Source organism: Halomonas sp. B23F22_20 (genome assembly GCF_043496985.1).
In the GTDB taxonomy this organism is placed as follows: Bacteria; Pseudomonadota; Gammaproteobacteria; order Pseudomonadales; family Halomonadaceae; genus Halomonas.
The window spans coordinates 1-19,226 of the sequence record NZ_JBIEKH010000039.1; the positions used below are offsets into that span (position 1 = coordinate 1).

The window sequence follows — 19,226 nt, forward strand, 5'->3', positions numbered from 1 at the left end:
CCAGCTTCCAGCTTCCAGCTTCCAGCTTCCAGCTTCCAGCTTCCAGCTTCCAGCTTCCAGCTTCCAGCTTCCAGCTTCCAGCTTCCAGCTTCCAGCTTCCAGCTTCCAGCTTCCAGCTTCCAGCTTTCGCTGTGTAGAATGGGGGATTCACTTCCCAGCCTCGACGATGCCGTGACCGATTCGACCCTGCCAGCCCTTGAACAGCCCTATCTGGATCTGATGCGCGCCGTGCTGGAGCATGGCGCGGAGCGCGATGACCGCACCGGCGTCGGTACTCGCTCCCTGTTCGGTCATCAGATGCGCTTCGATCTGTCGCGGGGCTTTCCGCTGATCACTACCAAGAAGCTACATCTGCGCTCGATCATCCATGAGCTGCTGTGGTTCCTGGCCGGTGACACCAACATTGGCTACCTCAAGGCCAACGGGGTGCGCATCTGGGATGAGTGGGCCGACGAAAACGGCGAGCTGGGGCCGGTCTACGGCTACCAGTGGCGTAGCTGGCCGAATCCGCGCGGTGGCCATGTCGATCAAATCGTGGGTCTGCTGGAACAGTTGCGTACCAACCCACGCTCGCGCCGGTTGATCGTGTCGGCCTGGAATCCGGCGCTGGTCGACGAGATGGCGCTGCCGCCGTGCCACTGTCTCTTCCAGTTCTACGTGGCCGAGGGTCGGCTGTCCTGCCAGCTCTACCAGCGCAGCGCCGATATTTTCCTCGGCGTGCCCTTCAACATCGCCAGCTACGCGCTGCTGACGCAGATGATTGCCCAGGTCGTGGGGCTCGAGCCGGGTGATTTCGTGCATACCCTGGGCGATGCCCATCTCTATCTGAACCACCTGGAGCAGGCCGAACAGCAGCTCTCGCGGACGCCGAGGCCGGCACCGCAGCTGGTGCTCGACCCGTCCGTCACCAACCTGTTCGACTTTCGCTTCGAGCACATCGCCATCGAAGGCTATGACCCGCACCCCCACATCAAGGCGGAGGTGGCCGTATGAACAATAAGACCTTCGTTCCAGTGGCGATGATCGCCGCCATGGCCGCGAATCGGGTCATCGGGGTGGACAACCAGTTGCCCTGGTATCTGCCCGAGGACCTCAAGTTCTTCAAGCGCATGACACAGGCCAAGCCGCTGGTGATGGGGCGCAAGACCTATCAGTCCATCGGCCGTCCGCTGCCCGGGCGGCTCAATATCGTGGTAACCCGCGATCCTGACTTCCAGGCTGAGGGCGTGCGCGTCTGCCACGATTTGGACGCGGCGCTGGCGCTGGCCGACCAGCAGGCCACCATCGACGGTGTCGATGAGATCATGGTGATGGGGGGCGGTCAGATCTACGCCCAGGCGCTGCCCAGGGCGAGCCGGCTCTACCTGACCGAGGTGGCCGTCGAGGTGGAGGGCGATGCCCGCTTCCCCGAGCTGGCCGATTGCGAGTGGGAGGAGTGCCAGCGCGTGCCGGGCCGGCCCGCCGAGGGGCAACCAGCCTACGACTTCGTCCAGTATCGCCGCCGGGGTTTGCCAGACTCTGCGGAGTGACACAGACTGACGACTGGCGGCGGCTCGCCGGAAAGCCGTTGCTACCCCTTGGGCATGCATGGAGGATCCGGAGTTGATCGAGGAACGCCCCAGTCGCCTCATGGCGGCACTGGAATCGCGCATCGACGACCTACTGGAAACGCGTCGCGAGGCGCGAGTGCAGCATCAGGCTCTGCGGGCCCGGCTATCCGAACTCGAGCAAGGGCGTCAGGTTCTGGAAGCCAGCAAGACCGAGTCCATGGCTCGAGCCGAGGCGGCGCAGGCTCGTCAGCGCGAGCTCGAGGTACGCCTTCAGGCCCTCGAGGAACGCCTGGCCCTGTCGGAAGGCGCGAGGCTCGAGCTCGCCGAGGAAAATCGCGAACTCGACGAGCAGAATCGCGAGCTCGAGGCACACAACCAGCGCCTCCAGGCGCGGCTCGATGGCGAGGCGCCGACGTCGGTCTTCCAGCGTTCCCATCGACAGGCGAAGGGTCTGTCCGCACTGATCGGTCATCACCGCTCTGCGCACTCCGATGGCGATGGGACGGCCGGCAGCGAGGACGCCCAGTCCCCGTCGCCTCCCCAGGAGGTTACCCCTCAGCAGGGCACGCACGCTCAGAGCGATCTGCCTATCGGCGAGGCTCCGTCTCCACAGGCCCTGCTTGCCGAGTGGTATCAGCGCTACGCCGATACCTTCTTCAAGGGGCATACGCGGCCTCTTCAGGTTGGCATCCACGAGGAGTTGGCCGCTCGCGAACCCTGGCCCGAAAAGCTGGTTCGTCGCGCGCTGGCCTGTTACGTCAATCTCCCGCGTTACCTCAAGTCGGTGCGTGAGGGGGCCGAGCGCATCGACTTGAGCGGCTCCCCTGCCGGCAAAGTGGATCATGGCGCTGCGGAACACGCGCGCAAGAAGCTCGAGCGTCTCCAGGCGGAGCGCCGGCGCAAGGGGAAGCCGGCCAAACGCGAAGCGGCAACGCGCCCGAAGGCGGCGCGGCTTAGCGATACCCCCGTTCGCCACACACCCTCGCCGGTACCTGCGGAGACAGGCTCGACACCCGTCGAAGAGGAATCCGACCAGCGCCTCCAACGCAAGTTGGGCGAGCTGATGGCGCGGCACAACGGCCGTTGACGGCAAGACCGAGAACGTTGATGGCCGAGCGTCGATCCATCGTTCGTTTGACTTGAAAGCGTCATATCCGAGGGGCATGATGAGCGGGCTCATCGCTGTCTGTTACTGTTTTAGCGTGCGGTGAAGAAGGCCGTCCCGTGGGGCCTCCTTCAGCGCTCGGCGCCAGTAGCACCGGCAGGCCCGCCGAGAAGGCGCCCGGTCCATATCGCAGGGGAAAGCTCCGCGATCGTGTGGTGTAACGAATGAAAACAGTGTTTTTTTCTTGTTGCGCTCCTGCGAATCACGGTATAGAGTTCCTCCTGCGAGCATTGGACTATAACAAGGCTTCGCCGTGGTCAGGCTCGCTGCTGCCGCCTCCCGGGAGGGATCGGCAACAACGAGAACCGGCAACAAGACCGGCAAGCCAGCCGCAGAGACTCGAAAAGAGCGCGCGGCATCGATCGAAACAGCAAGCTAGTCAAAAGGATTATCGCAATGAAAAAGACACTGTTAGCGACTGCCATCGCCGGTGCCATGGCCGCCTCCGGCGCCCAGGCCGCCACCGTCTACAACCAGGACGGTACCAAGCTCGATATCTACGGCAACATCCAAATCGCCTACTACAACACCGACACCGGTGACGGCGATAACGATTCCTCCGACGGCATCGCCGATAATGGCACCACCTTCGGCTTCGCCGCTGAGCATGTCATCTATGACGGCCTGACCGGTTATCTGAAGCTCGAGTTCGACGACATCAAGGCCGATGAAATGGCCACTGCCGTCGATAACGAGGATTCTGGTGACACCGCCTATGTCGGCCTGAAGGGTAACTTCGGTGACGTGCGCCTCGGCTCCTACGACCAGCTGATCGACGACTGGATTCAGGATCCGCTTACCAACAACGAAGGCTTCGATGCCTCCGACTCTACCAGTCTCCACGGTGACGGTGCCAATCAGCAGACCGACAAGGTGACCTACACCTCGCCGTCCTTCAGCGGCTTCCAGTTCGCCGTGGGTACCCAGTACAAGGGTGACTTCGACTCCGCTGACAGTGGTGTCGACGAGGGTGGCAGCAACGCCTCCTTCTTCGGTGGTGCCAAGTACACCGCCGGCGCCTTCTCCATCGCTGCTGTCTACGACAATCTGGATAACACTCTGTATGTAGACGAGAACGGCAGCGCCGAGAGCGTTGGTGACCAGTACGGTATTACCGCCCAGTACACCGTCAACACTCTGCGCCTGGCGCTGAAGCTCGAGCGCTTCGACTCCGACGCTGACGACGGTGATGCGGCAGTTGGTGATGAGTTCCTGGCCGACACAAACTTCTATGGCGTCAGCGCCCGCTACGGCTATGGCATGGGCGACGTCTACGCCGCCTACCAGTACGTCGACGTGGGCGCCGGTGATTTCAGCGATGAGATCGAAGAAACCATCGATGACGACCAGGAGCGCGACGAGACCTACAACGAGGTCATCCTGGGCGCCACCTACAACATCTCCGACGCCATGTACACCTGGGCCGAAGTGGCCATGTACGATCGTGAAGACGACGAAGGCGACGGCGTTGGCGTGGGTATCACCTACCTGTTCTAATCCCGCGTGCAGGAGTATCCTGCCAGAGGGTTGAACAACGAAAGCCGATCCCACGGGATCGGCTTTTTTCATTGTCATCACAGCGAGCGAGGTTCCATGAAAACGCCGATTGTGACCACGGGGCTGCTGGCGCTGGGCATCACGCTGGCCAGCCTGCCGGCGACGGCCAGCGAGATGGAAGAGCGCTTCCGCGAGGAAGGCAAGGCGATGGACCTGACGGGGTTCTTCAACGCCGAAACCGATGCACATAGCCGCAGCTTCCTGTTCGGCAGCGTCAATGCCCACGCCTTCACGGTAACCGAGGCGGGACGCTACCGCTTCACCAGCCGGGTGACCTCGGGCTACCCGGACGACTACCGCATCGCGGCGGTGCTCGAGGATGCCCAGGGCCAGGCGATCGCCCGCAGCGAGGCCCTGGGGCAGAACGGCGGCCTGGAAATGCGCCAGCAACTGTCGCCCGGCGACTATGTGCTGCGCGTCGAGGCCCAGCGCTTCGGCACCCGCGGCCGGGCCGGCGACGGCTACTCCGTGCATGTGGCCGGCCTGGACGAGCAGGGCCGGGTCGTTGATGACAGCGTCAGCGACGGCGACGGAATCTTCTTCACCGGCGAGAACCGGGAGGGCGGCGATTCGGTGTTCGTGCGCGGCGACAACGCTGTGGCGACCCTGGGTGGCGGCACCCAGAGCGCCTCGTCCTCGGCAGCAGCATCGGCGGGGGCCACATCGACCGCAGCGTCATCGGCGTCCGGGGCCGCGGCGGCGGCAACTGCATCTACCGCGCCGAGCGAGCCGGCGCCGGTCTCGGCGGAGCCGCAGGGGCCCACAGGCGTGGAAACCATCGTCACCGACGTGAAGATCCGTGCCCGCGGCGAGGTGTTGACCTTCAATATGGCCGAGCGCGGAAGCGTGGCGATTACCACTTCCACCTATCCGACCGGCTACGAGGACACCTATCGGATCGTGCTCGAGGTGCTGGACGACTCGGGCCGGGTGGTGGCCGAAGGCGCCGGCCAGGGCTTCGACGGCGATGTCGACATGACCACCGACCTAGCGCCGGGGCGCTATCGGATCCGGGCACAAGGCCAGAAGTTCGGCAGTGCCCATGGGGGCGTCAATAACTACGAGTTGCGCGTCGAGAAGCGCTGAGACGCTGGCGGGGAGCCTGGTGCTCCCCGTCGCCTGCTTGGCCTGCCATGGTCATGGCAGCCTTGCCGAGGCGTCGCTCAGGCGCCTCTTCGATGCCATATTTCACTCGCCCATCCTGAGAGCGCCACCTCGGCTAATAAGTGCCATCTCTGGCAAACTCGGTAGACCCGCAATGGGATCGAGCTGCCGAATTCAGTATTGACTGATACAGTGAGCAGAACCTCGCAATTTCACGGGTGACGCGTGTCGTTTCGTCCATCGAGCTACCTTCGACAGGCCTTGTCGCTGAAGGGGCGACTGATGCTGGGGCTGATCGCGACCTGGATCGTGGTCCTGGCCCTGGTGCTGGGGGTGGGATGGCGGTCGGGCAAGACGCTGCTCGAGGACTCGACGCATACTCATCTGCGCTACGAAGCCCAGCTGATCGCCGATGACCTGACTTATCAGGTCGAGAATCGCCTGGCTGCGCTGCAGCGATTGGCGGGAAGGCTCGAGTCGCGGCGTCGACCTGACGAGCCAAGGCTTGCCGATGAACTGCGCTACAACGATGCCCTGATCGAATGGTTCGACGGTCTCTTCGTGACCGATGTGAGAGGCAAGATCAAGGCAGCATGGCCCAACCATCGTCGCCTCGAGGGCGTGTCCATCGGGGATCGAGAGTATTTCCGTGATGTCCGCGCCTTTCGTCGCCCCCGCGTCAGTGGTGCCCTCATCGGTCGAGTATCGGGTGATCCCGAGGTCGTATTCGTGGCGCCGCGCCTCGGGCCGCAGGGGCGTTTCGAAGGGCTGGTGGGCGGCATCGTCAAGTTGCATGGCGGTGGATTCTTCGATCGCTTGAGCCGGCTGCGCCTGGGGCGAGAGGGCTTTGCCGCCGTGATGACGGCCGACGGGACCTTCCTCTATCACCCCGATCGTGAGCGGATTCTGACGCCGGTTCCCGGGCCAGAGGTGAACCCTTCGCTGAACCGTGCCCTGCTCGGCTGGGAGGGGGAGTCCCGGGGGCCTCTGCTGTCGGGTGAGATGGCCTATCAGGCCTACCGGCAGATCTGGCCGGCGGGCTGGATCGTCGGCGTCGCCCTGCCCGACGAGCAACTGCTGTCGCCCCTGCGTGACTTGCTGGGCCGGCTCCAGCGGGACGCGCTGCTACTCGCCATGGGGCTGCTGCCGTTGGTCGGTTGGCTGCTATGGTTGGCGCTGCGTCCTCTGCTTCACCTGGAGGCCCAGATCGAAGAGGTCGGGAAGGGGCGACGCGCCCGTGTGTCGCTGAATACTCGTATGCATGAACTCCAGCAGGTGGCCGAGACCTTCAATCGAGTCGAGGTCGAGCGCAGTCGTGCCCTGGCTCGCCTGGAGGATCGCCAGGCTTTCCTGGACGCGATTCTCGCCAGTTCGCCCGCCGGCATGTTCGTGACTGATACCCGGGGAGATATCACCTACATGAATCCGGCGCTGGCCGATCTGGTTGGTATCTCGGAGACTGAGAGGCACCAGAGCGAGTGGATGCGCTATATCCACCCGGATGATCGTCAGGCGGCGCTGGATCTGTGGCATTTCAGCATGTCGAGCGGAGAGGACTTCCTCCAGCAGTATCGATTTGATCGACGAGGAGGTGAGTTGCTGTGGCTCGAGGTGCATGCTCGTCGCGTCTCGATAGGAGAGCGGGGCATCGGCTTCGTGGGCACGGTCAAGGACATCACCCAGCGGCGAGAAGAGGAGGCGCTGCGTCAGTGGGAAGCGGAACATGACCCGCTGACCGGGCTGCTCAATCGCCGGGGGTTCGAGCGCCGTCTCGAGGAGGCTTTGGCCGACTGGCGCAAGACCGGTACCCCCTCGTCGTTGATTCTCTTCGATCTGGATCATTTCAAGCCGATCAACGATGAAGGCGGCCATGCACTGGGCGACGAGATGCTGCGGCGGATAGCTCAGGTGGTCGCCTGGGAGGTTCGCCGCAGCGATCATGTGGCCCGTCAGGGCGGCGATGAGTTCGCGGTCCTGCTGCCGAGCTGTACGTCCGACCATGCCGATAAGGTTGCCCAGGCTCTCGTCCGTCTGGTGGGTGAGATCGGGGTCATGCATCAGGGGCGCGAGTTCAGGGTGACGCTGAGTCTTGGCCTGACGAGCTTTCTGGAAGGGGACCAACGCATTGCCACGGTCATCGAACGAGCCGATGCGGCTAGCTACCGGGCCAAGCGTCTGGGACGCAATCGTATCGTTGCCGCGTATGACGCGACATGAGGCAGGTGGCGCCCCCATCAGGATTCGAACCTGAGACCTTCCCCTTAGGAGGGGGACGCTCTATCCAGCTGAGCTATAGGGGCGAACCGGGCAGTAGTATAAGCGTCTGAGCGGGCAAGATAAAGTCGTCGCCGGCATGCCGTCGGCGCTGCGTAGCGGTTAGAATGGATGCCTTCGATGCAATCGGCGCCAGCCATGTCTGATCCTGTTCCTTCCTATCTCTCGCCGGCGGGCGATCGCCACTTCGATGGTTTGGCCGACAAGTTCGCCTCGAGCCTGTATGGCGGACTGCGCGGCGAGTTGCGCCTGGCTCTGCTGGATCGCCTGCTGCCGGAGATGCTCGAGCTTCACGGCCAGCCGGTGCTGGAGGTGGGCGGCGGGCTTGGTCAACTGGCTGGCTGGTTCGCTGACCGGGGCCATGACGTTACGCTGTGCGAGCCTGCCGGCGAGATGCTAGAGCGCGCCCAGGCGCAGTTGCAGGATCGTCCGGTTCGCTATCTTGAGACCCCTCTGCAGGCCCTGCCGGACGAGGCGCCGGGCCCCTGGCCGCTGATGACCTGCCATGCCGTGCTCGAGTGGCTCGGCGATCCCCGCGCGGCGTTTGCCACATTGGCCGGCCTGCTGGCCCCCGGCGGCCAGCTGTCGCTGATGGTCTTCAATCGCGATGCGCTGCGCCTGTCCAACGTGGTCAAGGGCAACCTGGAGAAGGCGTTGGCCGACCGGCTGGAGGGCAAGGGCCAGCGCAAGCGCCTGACGCCCATCTCGCCGCTGACCCACGACCAGATCACTGACTGGGCCGCCGAAACGGGGCTCGAGGTGCGCGCCACGGCCGGCGTGCGCGTCTTTCACGATTACCTGCGTCAGCCGCCGCAGGACGAGGCCGGACGGGAGGCCCTGCTCGAGCTTGAATGGCGGTACTGCCGCGCCGAGCCCCACTGGCGGCTGGGCCGCTATCTGCTCTACACCCTGATTCGACCCGAGGAGTCTTCCCCATGAACGCCGAGACCCCCGTTTGCCAGCTGTTGCAGCGCCAGGATGCCGACTACCGCGGCTGGCTGTGGGTGGCGCCGCCCCGCGATTCATGGCTAGAGGGCGGAGAAGGGATGCTGCTTGCCGGCGACCAGATCGTGCTGGAGACCTGGCGCGCTCGTGACCGGCCCGCTTTTTCGCCTTTCGAGGATGACGCGCCGCCAGCGCCGCCCGGCGTGGTGCTTTTCTGGCCCAAGGCCCATGCGCTGGGCGAGTGGTGGCTGCTGTGGCTGTGCGCCCGGCTTCCGGTGGGCACACCGCTACAGGTGGTCGGCGAGAACCAGGGAGGCATCAAGCGGGTGCTCAAGGTGCTGGCGGCGCTGGGACTGGGCTGCCGAAAGGTCGATAGTGCACGCCGCTGTACCCTGTTCGCGTCGCGGCTCGATCGAGTCGGTATCGACCCCGATGCGGCCTGGACATCGTTCGAAGCGGAAGGGCTGAGCCTGGCCAGCCATCCTGGAGTATTCGGCCACGGCAAGCTGGACGATGGTACGCGGCTGCTGCTCGAACGCTTGCCCGATGTGTTGCCGTCCAAGGGTGAAGTGCTCGACATGGGATGCGGGGATGGCGTCCTCGCCGCCTGGCTGGCGCGTCGGGGCCTGTCGACCACTGCCATCGACGTCAACGGTTTCGCGGTGGAAGCCGCGCGACGCACCCTGGCGGCCAATGACTTGGGAGGTGAGGTGCTGGCCGGTGACGTCTTCGCCGGGCTAGAGGACCGGCGCTTCGATGCCATCGTCAGCAATCCGCCTTTCCATCAGGAGAGGGCCATCGACTACGGTCCCGCCGGCCGGCTGATTCGCGAGGCCCCGGCTCACCTGAGGCCGGGCGGCCGGTTGGTACTGGTGGCCAACGCCTTCCTGCCCTATCCCGATTTGCTGGAACGCGCCTTCGGTAGTTTCGAAGTGCTTGCCGACGATCGCCGCTTTCGGGTCTACGCCGCGACGCGTGGCTGAGGGCCGGGAAAGAACACACGAGCCTGCCGAGCGTCGCCGGCAGGCTTGCATGTCGTGTCGGGCGATGTGGCGGAGATGGCGGTCCTCGACCGCCAGACGTCTACCTTGGTCTCTGCAGGAGACCAGGCAGCCGGACGCGCCGGCTGCCAACGGGAGAGATCATTCGTAGGTGGTGGTGCCTTCCTGGCTCGTACCGCCCATGGTCGAGCCGTCCATCGTCGCGCCGCCCGTGGAGGAGCCCTCCATGGATGAGCTCCCCATATTGGTTGAGCCCCCCATGCTGGAGGAGCCTTCGGCGCCACCGGACGTTCTGATGCTGGCGGCCTCGAACTCTTCCTTGCTGAGGGCGCCATCGCCGTCGGTATCCGCCGTCTCGAGGTTCAGGCCTTCCACCACGACCGCTTCCTCGGCGCTCAGCATGCCATCCCCATTGATGTCCAGGTCGTCGAAGGCAGGGGTGTCGGCGGCGACGGCGCCGGCGCCGAACAGCAGGGCGAGGGGGAGCAGGGTGGTCTTCAGCAGTACCTTCCGCATGATGTTCCTCCTGTGCTATCGCACTTTGCATGCCACGAACCGGTTGGCTCGCTTGCCCTGAGTGAAGCCAACTTCATGCCATGTCCTTTATTTTTTTATTATTAACAGGGTGTTATGGAGTTTCTTGGCGCAGTGGCGCCTTAGCAGGCATCGCAAAAGGCAGCAAAACCGTTGGCTTGGGGCGACGCTGCAAGGCGCGTTTGGCCGAACCGCCGATGTTGGGGGGCTCTCCGTTGTCGCCGTCGAGCATCGGCGATGTCTCGCCCTGGCGGTAGTGACGGGCGGTAGTTCCGAGCAAGGGGCGCCGCTACCGCGGCTATCCCGCGACTGCTAGTCTGCTGGCAGGCAGTCAAGGAGGAGATCGACCATATGGCGGAAGGGCGCGTACTGGGAGCCGGAGTGCTGGGTGCGCTGCTGGCGATCGGATTGGTGTGGAGCGGCGGTCACCTCGAGGATGCAGCACGGACCTGGAAGCAGGCCGACAGGCGGGTCACCGTGAAGGGGCTGGCCGAACGCCAGGTGCCTGCCGATATGGCGCTGTGGCCGCTGCATTACAGCGTCACCGCCAACCGGCTTGAACGCCTGCAGGCCGAGCTCGCGGAGGACGAGCAGCGCATCCGGGCCTTCCTGGAGGAGCGTGGATTTGCCGCGGACCACGTCAGCGTTACTCCCCCCAGTGTCAGGGACCTGCAGGCCGAGCAGAGCGGGGGACAGGCGCCGCCCGAGGAGCGCTATCGTGCCGAGGCCACGGTGCTGGTGCGTACGCCGCGGGTCGCCGAGGTCAAGGCGGCCCTCCCCGAGACCGGCGTCCTGGTACGCGAGGGCGTGCTGCTGTCGCCCAATTACCAGTATCGCACCGAGTTCCTGTTCACCGGACTGGAAGGCATCAAGCCCGATATGATCGCCGCTGCGACGGCCGATGCGCGTCGTGCCGCCGAGCAGTTCGCTGAGGATTCCGGCAGCGAGGTGGGGACCATCCAACGGGCCAGCCAGGGGTACTTCTCGATCGAGGATCTCGACAGCTATACCCCGGACGTCAAGCGAGTGCGCGTGGTGACCACCATCGACTATGCCTTGGAAGAATGAGTGGGCATGATCTAAGGCCGGCGGTAGTCGATCTCGGTAATGACGTAGCAGGTCTCGCCCCCCGGTGCGGCCACGCTGACTTCGTCGTCCAGGTGTTTGCCGAGTAGCGCTTTGGACAGCGGTGCATCGACGCTGATCCAGCGTTTGGCGGTGTCGGTTTCGTCGTGGCCGACGATGCGCAGCTGCATCTCTTCGCCGTCCTCGTCTTCCAGGGTGACGAAGGCGCCGAAGAACACCCGATCGGTCTCCTCGGGCAGCCGGTCCACTACCTGGAGCTCGTCGAGCCGCTTGGTCAAGTAGCGAATTCGGGCGATCACCCGATTGAGTTCCTTCTTGTTATAGGTGTAGTCGGCGTTCTCGCTGCGGTCGCCCAGCGCGGCGGCTTCGCCCACCTTGGTCGAGAGTGCGGGGCGCTTTACCCGCGACAGGTGGTCGAGAATGCCGCGCAGCCGCTCGGCTCCCTCGGCGGTGATCAGGTTGCTCTTGGGTTCCTGGCGCGGATCCTTGGCCGGATCCCGCCAGCGCGTCATGTTGCGACCCTTCATCGGGGACGGTCTCCTGGTGAATACAGGGGCAAGATACGCCAAGGTGAGGGAAGGCCACAATCTGATGGCCGGCCGCGGGGCCAGCGCTTCCGCTGCCTGGAGGCCAGGTCTCGATGAGTCGTGCAATGCCAGCATTGGCCTCGGCGCAGTGCCTCTCCCCGGTGCGCCGTATCGGTCGTCGAAGGTCGAGACGTTACCTGTAGAGTGGATGGCGCCACTTTAGCAGGAGCCGACCCGCCAGCCGGTTAGAGAGCGGGCTACATGGATTCGCCCCGGCACGTTGATGACGGGACCCGAATGTCGGCATGGCTGAGTTCAGGAATGCCGGCCTTTTTGTCGAGGGAAAATGGCTGGGGATTGCGGGACTAGTGCGTCGCTCTGATGCTCGGCATAGGAGCGTCTGACGGCCTAATGCCTAGTAGGGCGTATCGCGCGATCTTTTGGTCTCCATATCCGACACCAAGCCTTTCGACTGGCGGGGTAAAGTCGCGATCCTGCCTGCCGATAGCTCGATAAGCGGTCGCCGCCCGCTGCCATCTGTTGCCAAGAAATGCTGCCAATCGCACGCGTATTTTCTCGCTGAAATTGCCAGAAAAGTTATTCCTTACATGGTTTCCGAAATGTCTTACACAAATATTGTCATATGTATTACACAAAGTTAGTACATGTGCCCAAAAAGTAATATTAATAGAATTTAATTCGCTTGCTCCTGATGTTAGCATCGCCTCCCGAAAATTATTAAAGAAAAGTAAAAAGTCGACCCTCCTCTCCAAAGACCGGGGAGTGAGCTTTTTATTCTCCACTTCAAAAGCAAGGTGATGAAATGTCTCGATGCGCAGGGGGCAACGTGCGTGGTGGTTTGCCTTTATCGTTAATTAAACGTTTGTTTTCCGTTGGGGTGGTAGCCGGAGCGGCATCGGTCTTGGCGCCGACGGCGTTTGCCCAGTCTCCGGTCCTGCCCTCGGGGCTGTCATCACCCGGTTCGACAGATCTCCGCGCCACCGTTCAGGAAGCGATCACCACGAACCCTGAGGTGCAGGCCGCGTGGCAAGAGTTCAAGGCTTCCGGCCAGGATCGCCGTGCCGCCTGGGGGAACTACCTGCCGAGTATCGATGTGGCGGCTGGGACGGGGCGAGCGGACCGCGAGTTCGACGGCCGGGGCAGCTACGACACCGACTATGCCGAAGTGACCCTGACCCAGATGCTCTACGACGGCTTCGCCACCAGCAGCGACGTGGAGCGTCTGGATCGTGCGCAGCTGGTGCGTTACTACGAGCTGCTCGGTGCCAGCGAGGACGTGGCGCTCGAAGCGGTCAGGGCCTACCTGGATGTGCAACGATACCGGGAGCTGGTGGGGCTGGCGCAGGCCAATTACCGCAAGCATCTGGAGGTGTTCAACCAGGTCGAGGACAGGACGCTATCCGGAGCAGGGCGCGGGGTGGATCTCGAGCAGATCAGCGGTCGCCTGGCGCTGGCCGAGTCCAACCTGATGACCGAAGCCTCGAATCTTCACGATGTGACGGCGCGCTACCAGCGTATCGTTGGCGAACTGCCCGCGGCCGAGCTCGCATCGGCACCAACGTTTAGCGATCGCCTGCCCGGAGACGTTTCTCGTGCCTTGGAGCTGGCGTTCCAGGGCAACCCGGACTTCCATGCCGCGATCGAAGACATTGAAGCCTCTCGTGCCGAGCGACAAGGTACGACATCGGCGTTTCATCCTCAGCTCGATCTGGTGGCGCGATCGGGCACCTATCGAGACAGCAATTCCACGTCCCTGCAGGATCTCGATCGTCGTCAGGATCGTCACAGCGTCGAGCTGGTGGCCAGCATGAATCTTTACCGTGGTGGTAGCGATCTGGCGAGCTATCGCGCCGCCAGCGAGCGGGTCGAGCAAGCCATCGACCTGCGCCAGAAGGCCTGCGTGGATATCCGCCAGACCACCCAGGTGGCCTACAACGACACCCAGCGCCTGCGCGAGCAGATGCAATACCTGAATCAGCATCGCGTGTCGACCAACCGGGTGCGTCGGGCCTACCAGCAGCAGTTCGATATCGGGCAGCGAAGCCTCCTGGACGTGCTGGACACCGAGAACGAGTACTTCGACTCCAGCCGCGCCTATGTCAACGCGCAGTATGACGTGGCGCTGGCCGATGCCCGAACCCTGGCGGTCATGGGACAGCTGATGCAGGTGCTGGATGTGCGCCGCGACGATATGCCGACCCTCGGCGAGCTGGGCAGTGAGGGCGTCACTCTCGATGCCGATGCCGTGTGTCCTGCGCCTGGACCGTCTGGTTACACGCTCGAGGACTTCACTAGGACGGCCTCTCCGATCACGCCCGCTAAGCCTGATGTGACGCTCTCGGCAGACACCCTGTTCGCTCTGGGCAGCGCCACTCTCAGCCCTGAAGCGCGGCAAGAGCTGGGAACGCTCGCCGAGCGGATTCGTGGTCGCGACGACCTGACGCGCGTCGTCATCGCCGGCCATGCCGATGCCACCGGCACTGACGCGGTGAACGAGCCGCTGTCCCGGCGGCGCGCCGAAAGCGTGGGCAACTACCTGGTGACCCAGGGCGTGCCGGCTGCGCTGATCCAGTCGCAGGGCTTCGGTTCACGGCAGCCCGTGGCCAGCAATGCCACCGCAGACGGACGACAGCGGAACCGTCGCGTGGACATCACGCTGGAAGATTCCGGCGCCTCCGTATCGGCCCAGTGAGCGGGCCAAGGGGAACATGCTCGCGGCATCCCGCTAGCGCCCCTGCGAACCGGATAGTACCGAGGTGCATGTGACACAGCAGGCCGTGATGGAAGAGACAATGGACGAAGTCTCTTCGCTCGACGACGAGCTGCTCGAGTGCCTGGTGACGGTCGCCACGGTGCATGAGCATGACGTCAACCGGGACGCCCTGACGGCCGGTTTGCCACTGGAAGGTGGCCGGCTGACGCCCGGCGTGTTTCCGCGCGCCGCGTCTCGGGCCGGGCTGTCGGCCCGGCTCGTCAAGTCGCGGCTGGTGCAGCTCAACCCCGAGCTGTTTCCGGCCGTGCTGTTACTTGAGCCGGGACGCGCTTGCGTGCTGCTGGGCCTGGATCTGCAGACGCGACGGGCGCGGGTCGTGTTCCCCGAGCTCGGGGAAGCGGCGACCGAGGTCGACCTTGACGGACTGCAGGCCAGCTTCAGCGGCCAGGCCATCTATGCGCGTCCGCGGTTTCACTTCGACACCAGAGGCCCGGAGGTCCAGCGTCCCCGTGGACGCCACTGGTTCTGGGGCGTGATTCGCGAGAATCGTCGGCTGTACCGCGACGTGATTGCCGGCTCGGTGGTCATCAATATCTTTGCGCTGGCCATGCCGCTGTTCGTGCTCAATGTCTATGACCGGGTCGTGCCCAACCATGCGACCGAGACACTCTGGGTACTGGCGGTCGGTGCCTTCGTGGTGCTTGGCTTCGACCTGGCCCTGCGGCTGATGCGAAGTGCCTTCGTGGACCTGGCGGCCAGCCGAGCCGACGTCAAGCTCTCCTCGACGCTGATGAGCCAGGTGCTGGGGCTGCGGATGGAGGCTCGCCCGGCATCCACCGGTTCCTTCGCCTCGATGCTGCAATCGTTCGAATCGGTACGAGCCTTCATCGGTTCGGCGACGGTGGTGGGGCTGGTGGATCTGCCTTTCGTGCTGATGTTTGCGGCGATCATCGCCTTGATCGGCCCCGCGCTGGTGATTCCGGTGCTGGTAGGCGTTGCCTTCGTGCTGCTCTACGCCCTTTCCGCCCAGGGCAAGTTGCACGAGCTCTCCCAGGCCTCCCAGGAGGCGAGTGGGCGACGTAATGCGACGCTCGTCGAGTCCATCTCCCAGCTGGAAACCCTCAAGGCCCTGCGCGGCGAAAGCCGGGTGCAGGGCATCTGGGAGCGGGCCTCGGCGTTCCTGTCCCGGACGAACGCTCAACTGCGCCTGGTCGGCTCGTCGGTGACCAGCGTGGCGCAGTGGGCTCAACACAGCGTGGCGGTGGTGATCATCATCATCGGCGTCTACCTGATCGTCGACGGCGAGCTGACCCAGGGTGGGTTGATCGCTGCCTATATGCTGTCTTCGCGAGCCATGGCGCCGGTCAGCCAGGCCGCCGCCCTGCTGTCGCAATATCACCAGGCCTCTACGGCCCTGGAGGCCCTGGATGGCATGATGGCGTTGCCGGTGGAGCGATCGGAAGGGCAATCCTTCATCGACCGTCCCATCGTGCGCGGCGATCTGGCGTTGGAACATGCCAGCTTTCGCTATCCCGACGAACAGCGTGATGCCTTGCGTGACGTATCCCTGTCCATCAAGGCGGGCGAGAAAGTGGCCGTTCTGGGGCGCGTGGGGTGTGGCAAGACAACCCTTCACAAGCTGCTGCTGGGACTCTATGAGCCAACCTCGGGCGGGGTGCGTCTGGACGGTGTGGATATCCGACAGTTCGAGCCCGCTCAACTGCGCCGCCACTTCGGCTATGTGCCCCAGGACGTGACGCTGTTCCAGGGCACGCTGCGCGACAACATCATTGCCGGTGCCGGCAATGACCGAATCGATGACCAGTCGCTGTTGCGTGCGATCCGCCTCAGCGGCCTCGGTTCGTTGGTGGATAGTCATCCCTCCGGTCTGGATCTCGAGGTCGGCGAGCGCGGCCAGCGTCTCTCCGGTGGCCAGCGTCAGCAGGTCGCCATTGCCCGCGCCCTGATCCATGATCCGCCGATCTTCCTGTTCGATGAGCCTTCGAGCGCCATGGATCACTCGTCCGAGGAGGCGCTGAAGGGGCATCTGAAGGAGGCCATCGACGGCAAGACGATGATCGTCATCACCCATCGGACCTCGCTATTGCCGCTGGTGGATCGCATCGTGGTGTTGGATGGCGGCAAGGCGGTGGCCGATGGCCCTCGGGACAAGGTGCTCGAGGCCTTGCGCACCGGAAAGGTCGGGAGGGCGAGAGCATGAGCCAGTCGTCCCGAAGTGCAGAGCAACAGGGGTTCGAAGCCATCGGGCGTTTCTCGCGAGTAGGGCGCCGTCCCTTCCGGCCGTTCATGGATCGACTGTTTTCGCGACGCGTGACCTCGGCCCATCTCGATCGTGACTGGGCCAGCGATGCCGACTGGGCGCGGTTGCAGCAGGAACCGCTGCGGGCCCGCTGGCTTCTCTACACGGTCGTGCTGGCCGTGGTGGCTCTGATTCTGTGGTCGGTTTTCGCCCCACTGGATGAGGTGACCCGAGGCACCGGTCGGGTGATCCCGTCCAGCCAGCTGCAGAAGGTCCAGTCCTTCGATGGCGGGGTGGTTCAGGAGATTCTGGTGGCCGAGGGCGCACGCGTGGAAAAGGGCGAACTGCTGATGCGCATCGACCCGACACGCTTTCTCGCCAACTTCCGTGAGAACCGCGCCAAGGCCGAATCGCTCGAGGCTCGCGCTGAGCGGCTGCGCGCGCTGGTGTCCGAGTCGGAGTTCACTCCATCGCCGTCGCTGGTCGACAAAGCACCGAATATCGTGGCCCAGGAGCGTGAACTTTATCGCAGCAATCTCGATGCCCTGGATGAGCAAAAGACCATTTTTCAGGAGCAGTTGGCTCAGCGCAGGGCAGAGCTTGAAGAGGCGCAATCGCGGCGTGACACCGCCGCTCGAGAACTCGGCATGGCAGGCCGCGAGCTGAATCTGACACGGCCGCTGCTGAATTCCGGTGCGGTCTCAGAGGTCGAGGTACTTCGCCTGGAGCGGGAAGTGACCCAGGCTCGCGGTCAACGTGATCAGGCGGCCGCCCAGGTGGAGCGGCTGCAGTCGGCCATCGATGAAGCCGAATCGAAATTGCGCGAGGTCGATCTCCAGGCACGCAACGAGTGGCGTAACGACCTTTCGAGCACGTTGGCCGACCTTGGAGCGCTCGACGAGTCCAGCGCAGGCCTCGAAGATCGCGTTCGGTTAGCCGAAATCCGCTCGCCAGTGGATGGCATCGTGCAGCGGCTGGGTATCAACACCATTGGCGGCGTGGCCCAGCCAGGTCAGGAAGTGGTCGAGGTCGTGCCGACCGATGACACCCTGCTGGTCGAGGCGCGTATCGCCCCCCAGGACATTGCCTTCCTGCGTCCCGGTCAGCCCGCCACCATCAAGCTCACGGCCTACGACTTTGCCATCTATGGCGGGCTCAAGGCCGAACTGGTGCATATCAGCCCCGATACCATCACCGATGATGAGGGCAACACCTTCTATCTAGTCAAGGTTCGCACCGTGGAAGGTGACAGCGACCATGAAGCGCTGGATGTGATTCCCGGAATGACGGCTCAGGTAGACATCCTGACCGGGAAACGCACGGTCATGCAGTATCTGCTCAAACCCGTATTGCGGGCTTGGGGAAACGCTCTGGGTGAGCGTTGATAGGCAAGAGATAGCAGTACACAGGGATGATTCCTGTTGGCTTCAAGAGAATCTATCGACTGAAGGATCATGAGGTGGAAATCATGCAGGGCACTGTCACGGTTGTAACGCTCACTGGCGAGGCTTGGGTCAAGGATCAAAACGGGCAGCTTCACCGGCTCCATGAAGGAGATACCATCAATCCTGGTGATACGGTCGTGACGGCCAGCGATGCATACCTCGTGCTGGTAGACGGCCAGAATGTGCAGTATGACGTGCCTGAAGGTAGTGAGGTGACGTTATCTGCTGGGCAAGGAAGTGACTCGTCTGCGTCCTGGCAAGATACGCAACGCGAGGCCGATAGTGGAGAAAGCGAAGCCGGTGGCGAGGATGAACAATTCGAGCAATTGCTGCTCGACTCTGAGAATAGCCCCACATCAACGTCGGATGGTGGTCACTCAGTCAATTCTGTAGATGAAGGGAATACCTTCGTGAGGGTCGACAGGATTCGTTTGAACCTGGATCCCCTGGAATACGACTATGAGTATGGCCGTAATGACGAGCTGGAATGGCGTGAAGGCGGTGCCTTGTCGCTGACCGATAGCAGTGAAGACGGCACCTACCGCCAGGACGAGATCGTCGACGATGATCAAGATACCACCTCGCCCGCGGTGTCGGTCGAGCTGACCGGCAGCGGCGACGACGGTACCTACAGTCAGGACGAGATCGGCGACGACGGCACCGTTACCGCCCAGGTCACCCTGGAAGAGGGTACCGAGGTAGGCGATACCCTGACGGTCACCGACAAGGACGGCAATGTCCTCGACGAGCGCACGGTGACCCAGGATGACCTGGACAACGGCGTCAGCGTCGAGGTCCCGGTTGCCGAAGGCGACACCGACGTCAGCGTCACCGCCACGGTCACCGACCCGGCCGGCAACACCAGCAGCGACGACGATCAGAAGCCGGTGGACAACGTGCCGCCGCAGGTCACGGTTGAGCTGACCGGCAGCGGCGACGACGGTACCTACAGTCAGGACGAGATCGGCGACGACGGCACCGTTACCGCCCAGGTCACCCTGGAAGAGGGTACCGAGGTAGGCGATACCCTGACGGTCACCGACA

At 63.7% G+C, this 19,226-nt stretch carries 15 protein-coding genes and 1 tRNA gene; 13 read left to right on the forward strand and 3 right to left on the reverse strand.

Translation table 11 applies throughout. The features are described from left to right. Positions 1–138 precede the first annotated feature (138 nt). The 6 genes from ACGTN6_RS19900 (at position 139) to ACGTN6_RS19925 (ending at position 7,593) form a co-directional block, all read left to right on the forward strand. A complete protein-coding gene (locus ACGTN6_RS19900; protein WP_394594710.1) occupies positions 139–993 on the forward strand; it encodes a thymidylate synthase in 855 nt (284 codons plus the stop codon). Next, the gene (locus ACGTN6_RS19905; RefSeq protein WP_394594712.1) at positions 990–1,529 is read left to right on the forward strand and encodes a dihydrofolate reductase; all 540 of its coding nucleotides are present in this window, start codon (positions 990–992) and stop codon (positions 1,527–1,529) included. The genes ACGTN6_RS19900 and ACGTN6_RS19905 overlap by 4 nt, the downstream gene beginning before the upstream one ends. Positions 1,530–1,602: 73 nt before the next feature. Beyond that, positions 1,603–2,637, forward strand: a complete 1,035-nt coding sequence (locus ACGTN6_RS19910) for a ProQ/FINO family protein (RefSeq protein WP_394594714.1) — start codon at positions 1,603–1,605, stop codon at positions 2,635–2,637. Between the two features lie 474 nt (positions 2,638–3,111). Continuing rightward, on the forward strand, positions 3,112–4,212 hold the full coding sequence (locus ACGTN6_RS19915) for a porin (RefSeq protein WP_394594716.1): 1,101 nt from the start codon (positions 3,112–3,114) through the stop codon (positions 4,210–4,212). Between the two features lie 96 nt (positions 4,213–4,308). Then, positions 4,309–5,358, forward strand: coding sequence for a hypothetical protein (locus ACGTN6_RS19920; RefSeq protein ID WP_394594717.1), 1,050 nt, complete (start codon positions 4,309–4,311; stop codon positions 5,356–5,358). 243 nt (positions 5,359–5,601) lie between these two features. Then, positions 5,602–7,593, forward strand: a complete 1,992-nt coding sequence (locus tag ACGTN6_RS19925) for a sensor domain-containing diguanylate cyclase (RefSeq protein ID WP_394594720.1) — start codon at positions 5,602–5,604, stop codon at positions 7,591–7,593. A 6-nt stretch (positions 7,594–7,599) separates the two neighbouring features. On the opposite strand, the gene ACGTN6_RS19930 is transcribed toward ACGTN6_RS19925, so the two are convergent. After that, positions 7,600–7,676: transfer RNA gene (locus ACGTN6_RS19930), tRNA-Arg, on the reverse strand. Between the two features lie 112 nt (positions 7,677–7,788). Between ACGTN6_RS19930 and ACGTN6_RS19935 the strand changes: the two genes are divergently transcribed. Both ACGTN6_RS19935 and ACGTN6_RS19940 read left to right on the forward strand, forming a co-directional pair. Then, positions 7,789–8,589 (forward strand): methyltransferase domain-containing protein, encoded by an 801-nt coding sequence (locus ACGTN6_RS19935; protein WP_394594721.1) that lies wholly within the window; start codon positions 7,789–7,791, stop codon positions 8,587–8,589. Next, positions 8,586–9,578, forward strand: coding sequence for a methyltransferase (locus ACGTN6_RS19940; protein WP_394594723.1), 993 nt, complete (start codon positions 8,586–8,588; stop codon positions 9,576–9,578). Before ACGTN6_RS19935 ends, ACGTN6_RS19940 begins: the two co-directional genes overlap by 4 nt. A 159-nt stretch (positions 9,579–9,737) precedes the next feature. Here ACGTN6_RS19940 and ACGTN6_RS19945 read toward each other — a convergent pair whose 3' ends face one another. Next, entirely contained in the window at positions 9,738–10,112 is a 375-nt protein-coding gene (locus ACGTN6_RS19945) for an EF-hand domain-containing protein (RefSeq protein WP_394594725.1), read from the reverse strand. Between the two features lie 369 nt (positions 10,113–10,481). On the opposite strand from ACGTN6_RS19945, the gene ACGTN6_RS19950 reads away from it, so the two are divergent. Beyond that, positions 10,482–11,198, forward strand: coding sequence for an SIMPL domain-containing protein (locus ACGTN6_RS19950; protein ID WP_394594727.1), 717 nt, complete (start codon positions 10,482–10,484; stop codon positions 11,196–11,198). Between the two features lie 11 nt (positions 11,199–11,209). On the opposite strand, the gene greB is transcribed toward ACGTN6_RS19950, so the two are convergent. Next, positions 11,210–11,743 carry a transcription elongation factor GreB gene (gene greB / locus ACGTN6_RS19955; RefSeq protein ID WP_394594729.1) on the reverse strand — a complete coding sequence of 178 codons (534 nt, stop codon included), beginning with the start codon at positions 11,741–11,743 and terminating at the stop codon, positions 11,210–11,212. Between the two features lie 823 nt (positions 11,744–12,566). On the opposite strand from greB, the gene ACGTN6_RS19960 reads away from it, so the two are divergent. From ACGTN6_RS19960 to ACGTN6_RS19975, 4 genes are all read left to right on the forward strand, one after another. Further along, a complete protein-coding gene (locus tag ACGTN6_RS19960; RefSeq protein ID WP_394594730.1) occupies positions 12,567–14,456 on the forward strand; it encodes a TolC family outer membrane protein in 1,890 nt (629 codons plus the stop codon). A gap of 100 nt (positions 14,457–14,556) precedes the next feature. After that, positions 14,557–16,698, forward strand: a complete 2,142-nt coding sequence (locus ACGTN6_RS19965; RefSeq protein ID WP_394594732.1) for a type I secretion system permease/ATPase — start codon at positions 14,557–14,559, stop codon at positions 16,696–16,698. Continuing rightward, positions 16,695–18,122 (forward strand): HlyD family type I secretion periplasmic adaptor subunit, encoded by a 1,428-nt coding sequence (locus tag ACGTN6_RS19970; protein ID WP_394594733.1) that lies wholly within the window; start codon positions 16,695–16,697, stop codon positions 18,120–18,122. Before ACGTN6_RS19965 ends, ACGTN6_RS19970 begins: the two co-directional genes overlap by 4 nt. 491 nt (positions 18,123–18,613) lie before the next feature. After that, positions 18,614–19,226 (forward strand): hypothetical protein (locus tag ACGTN6_RS19975; RefSeq protein WP_394594735.1); only part of this gene is annotated, 613 nt, incomplete at its 3' end.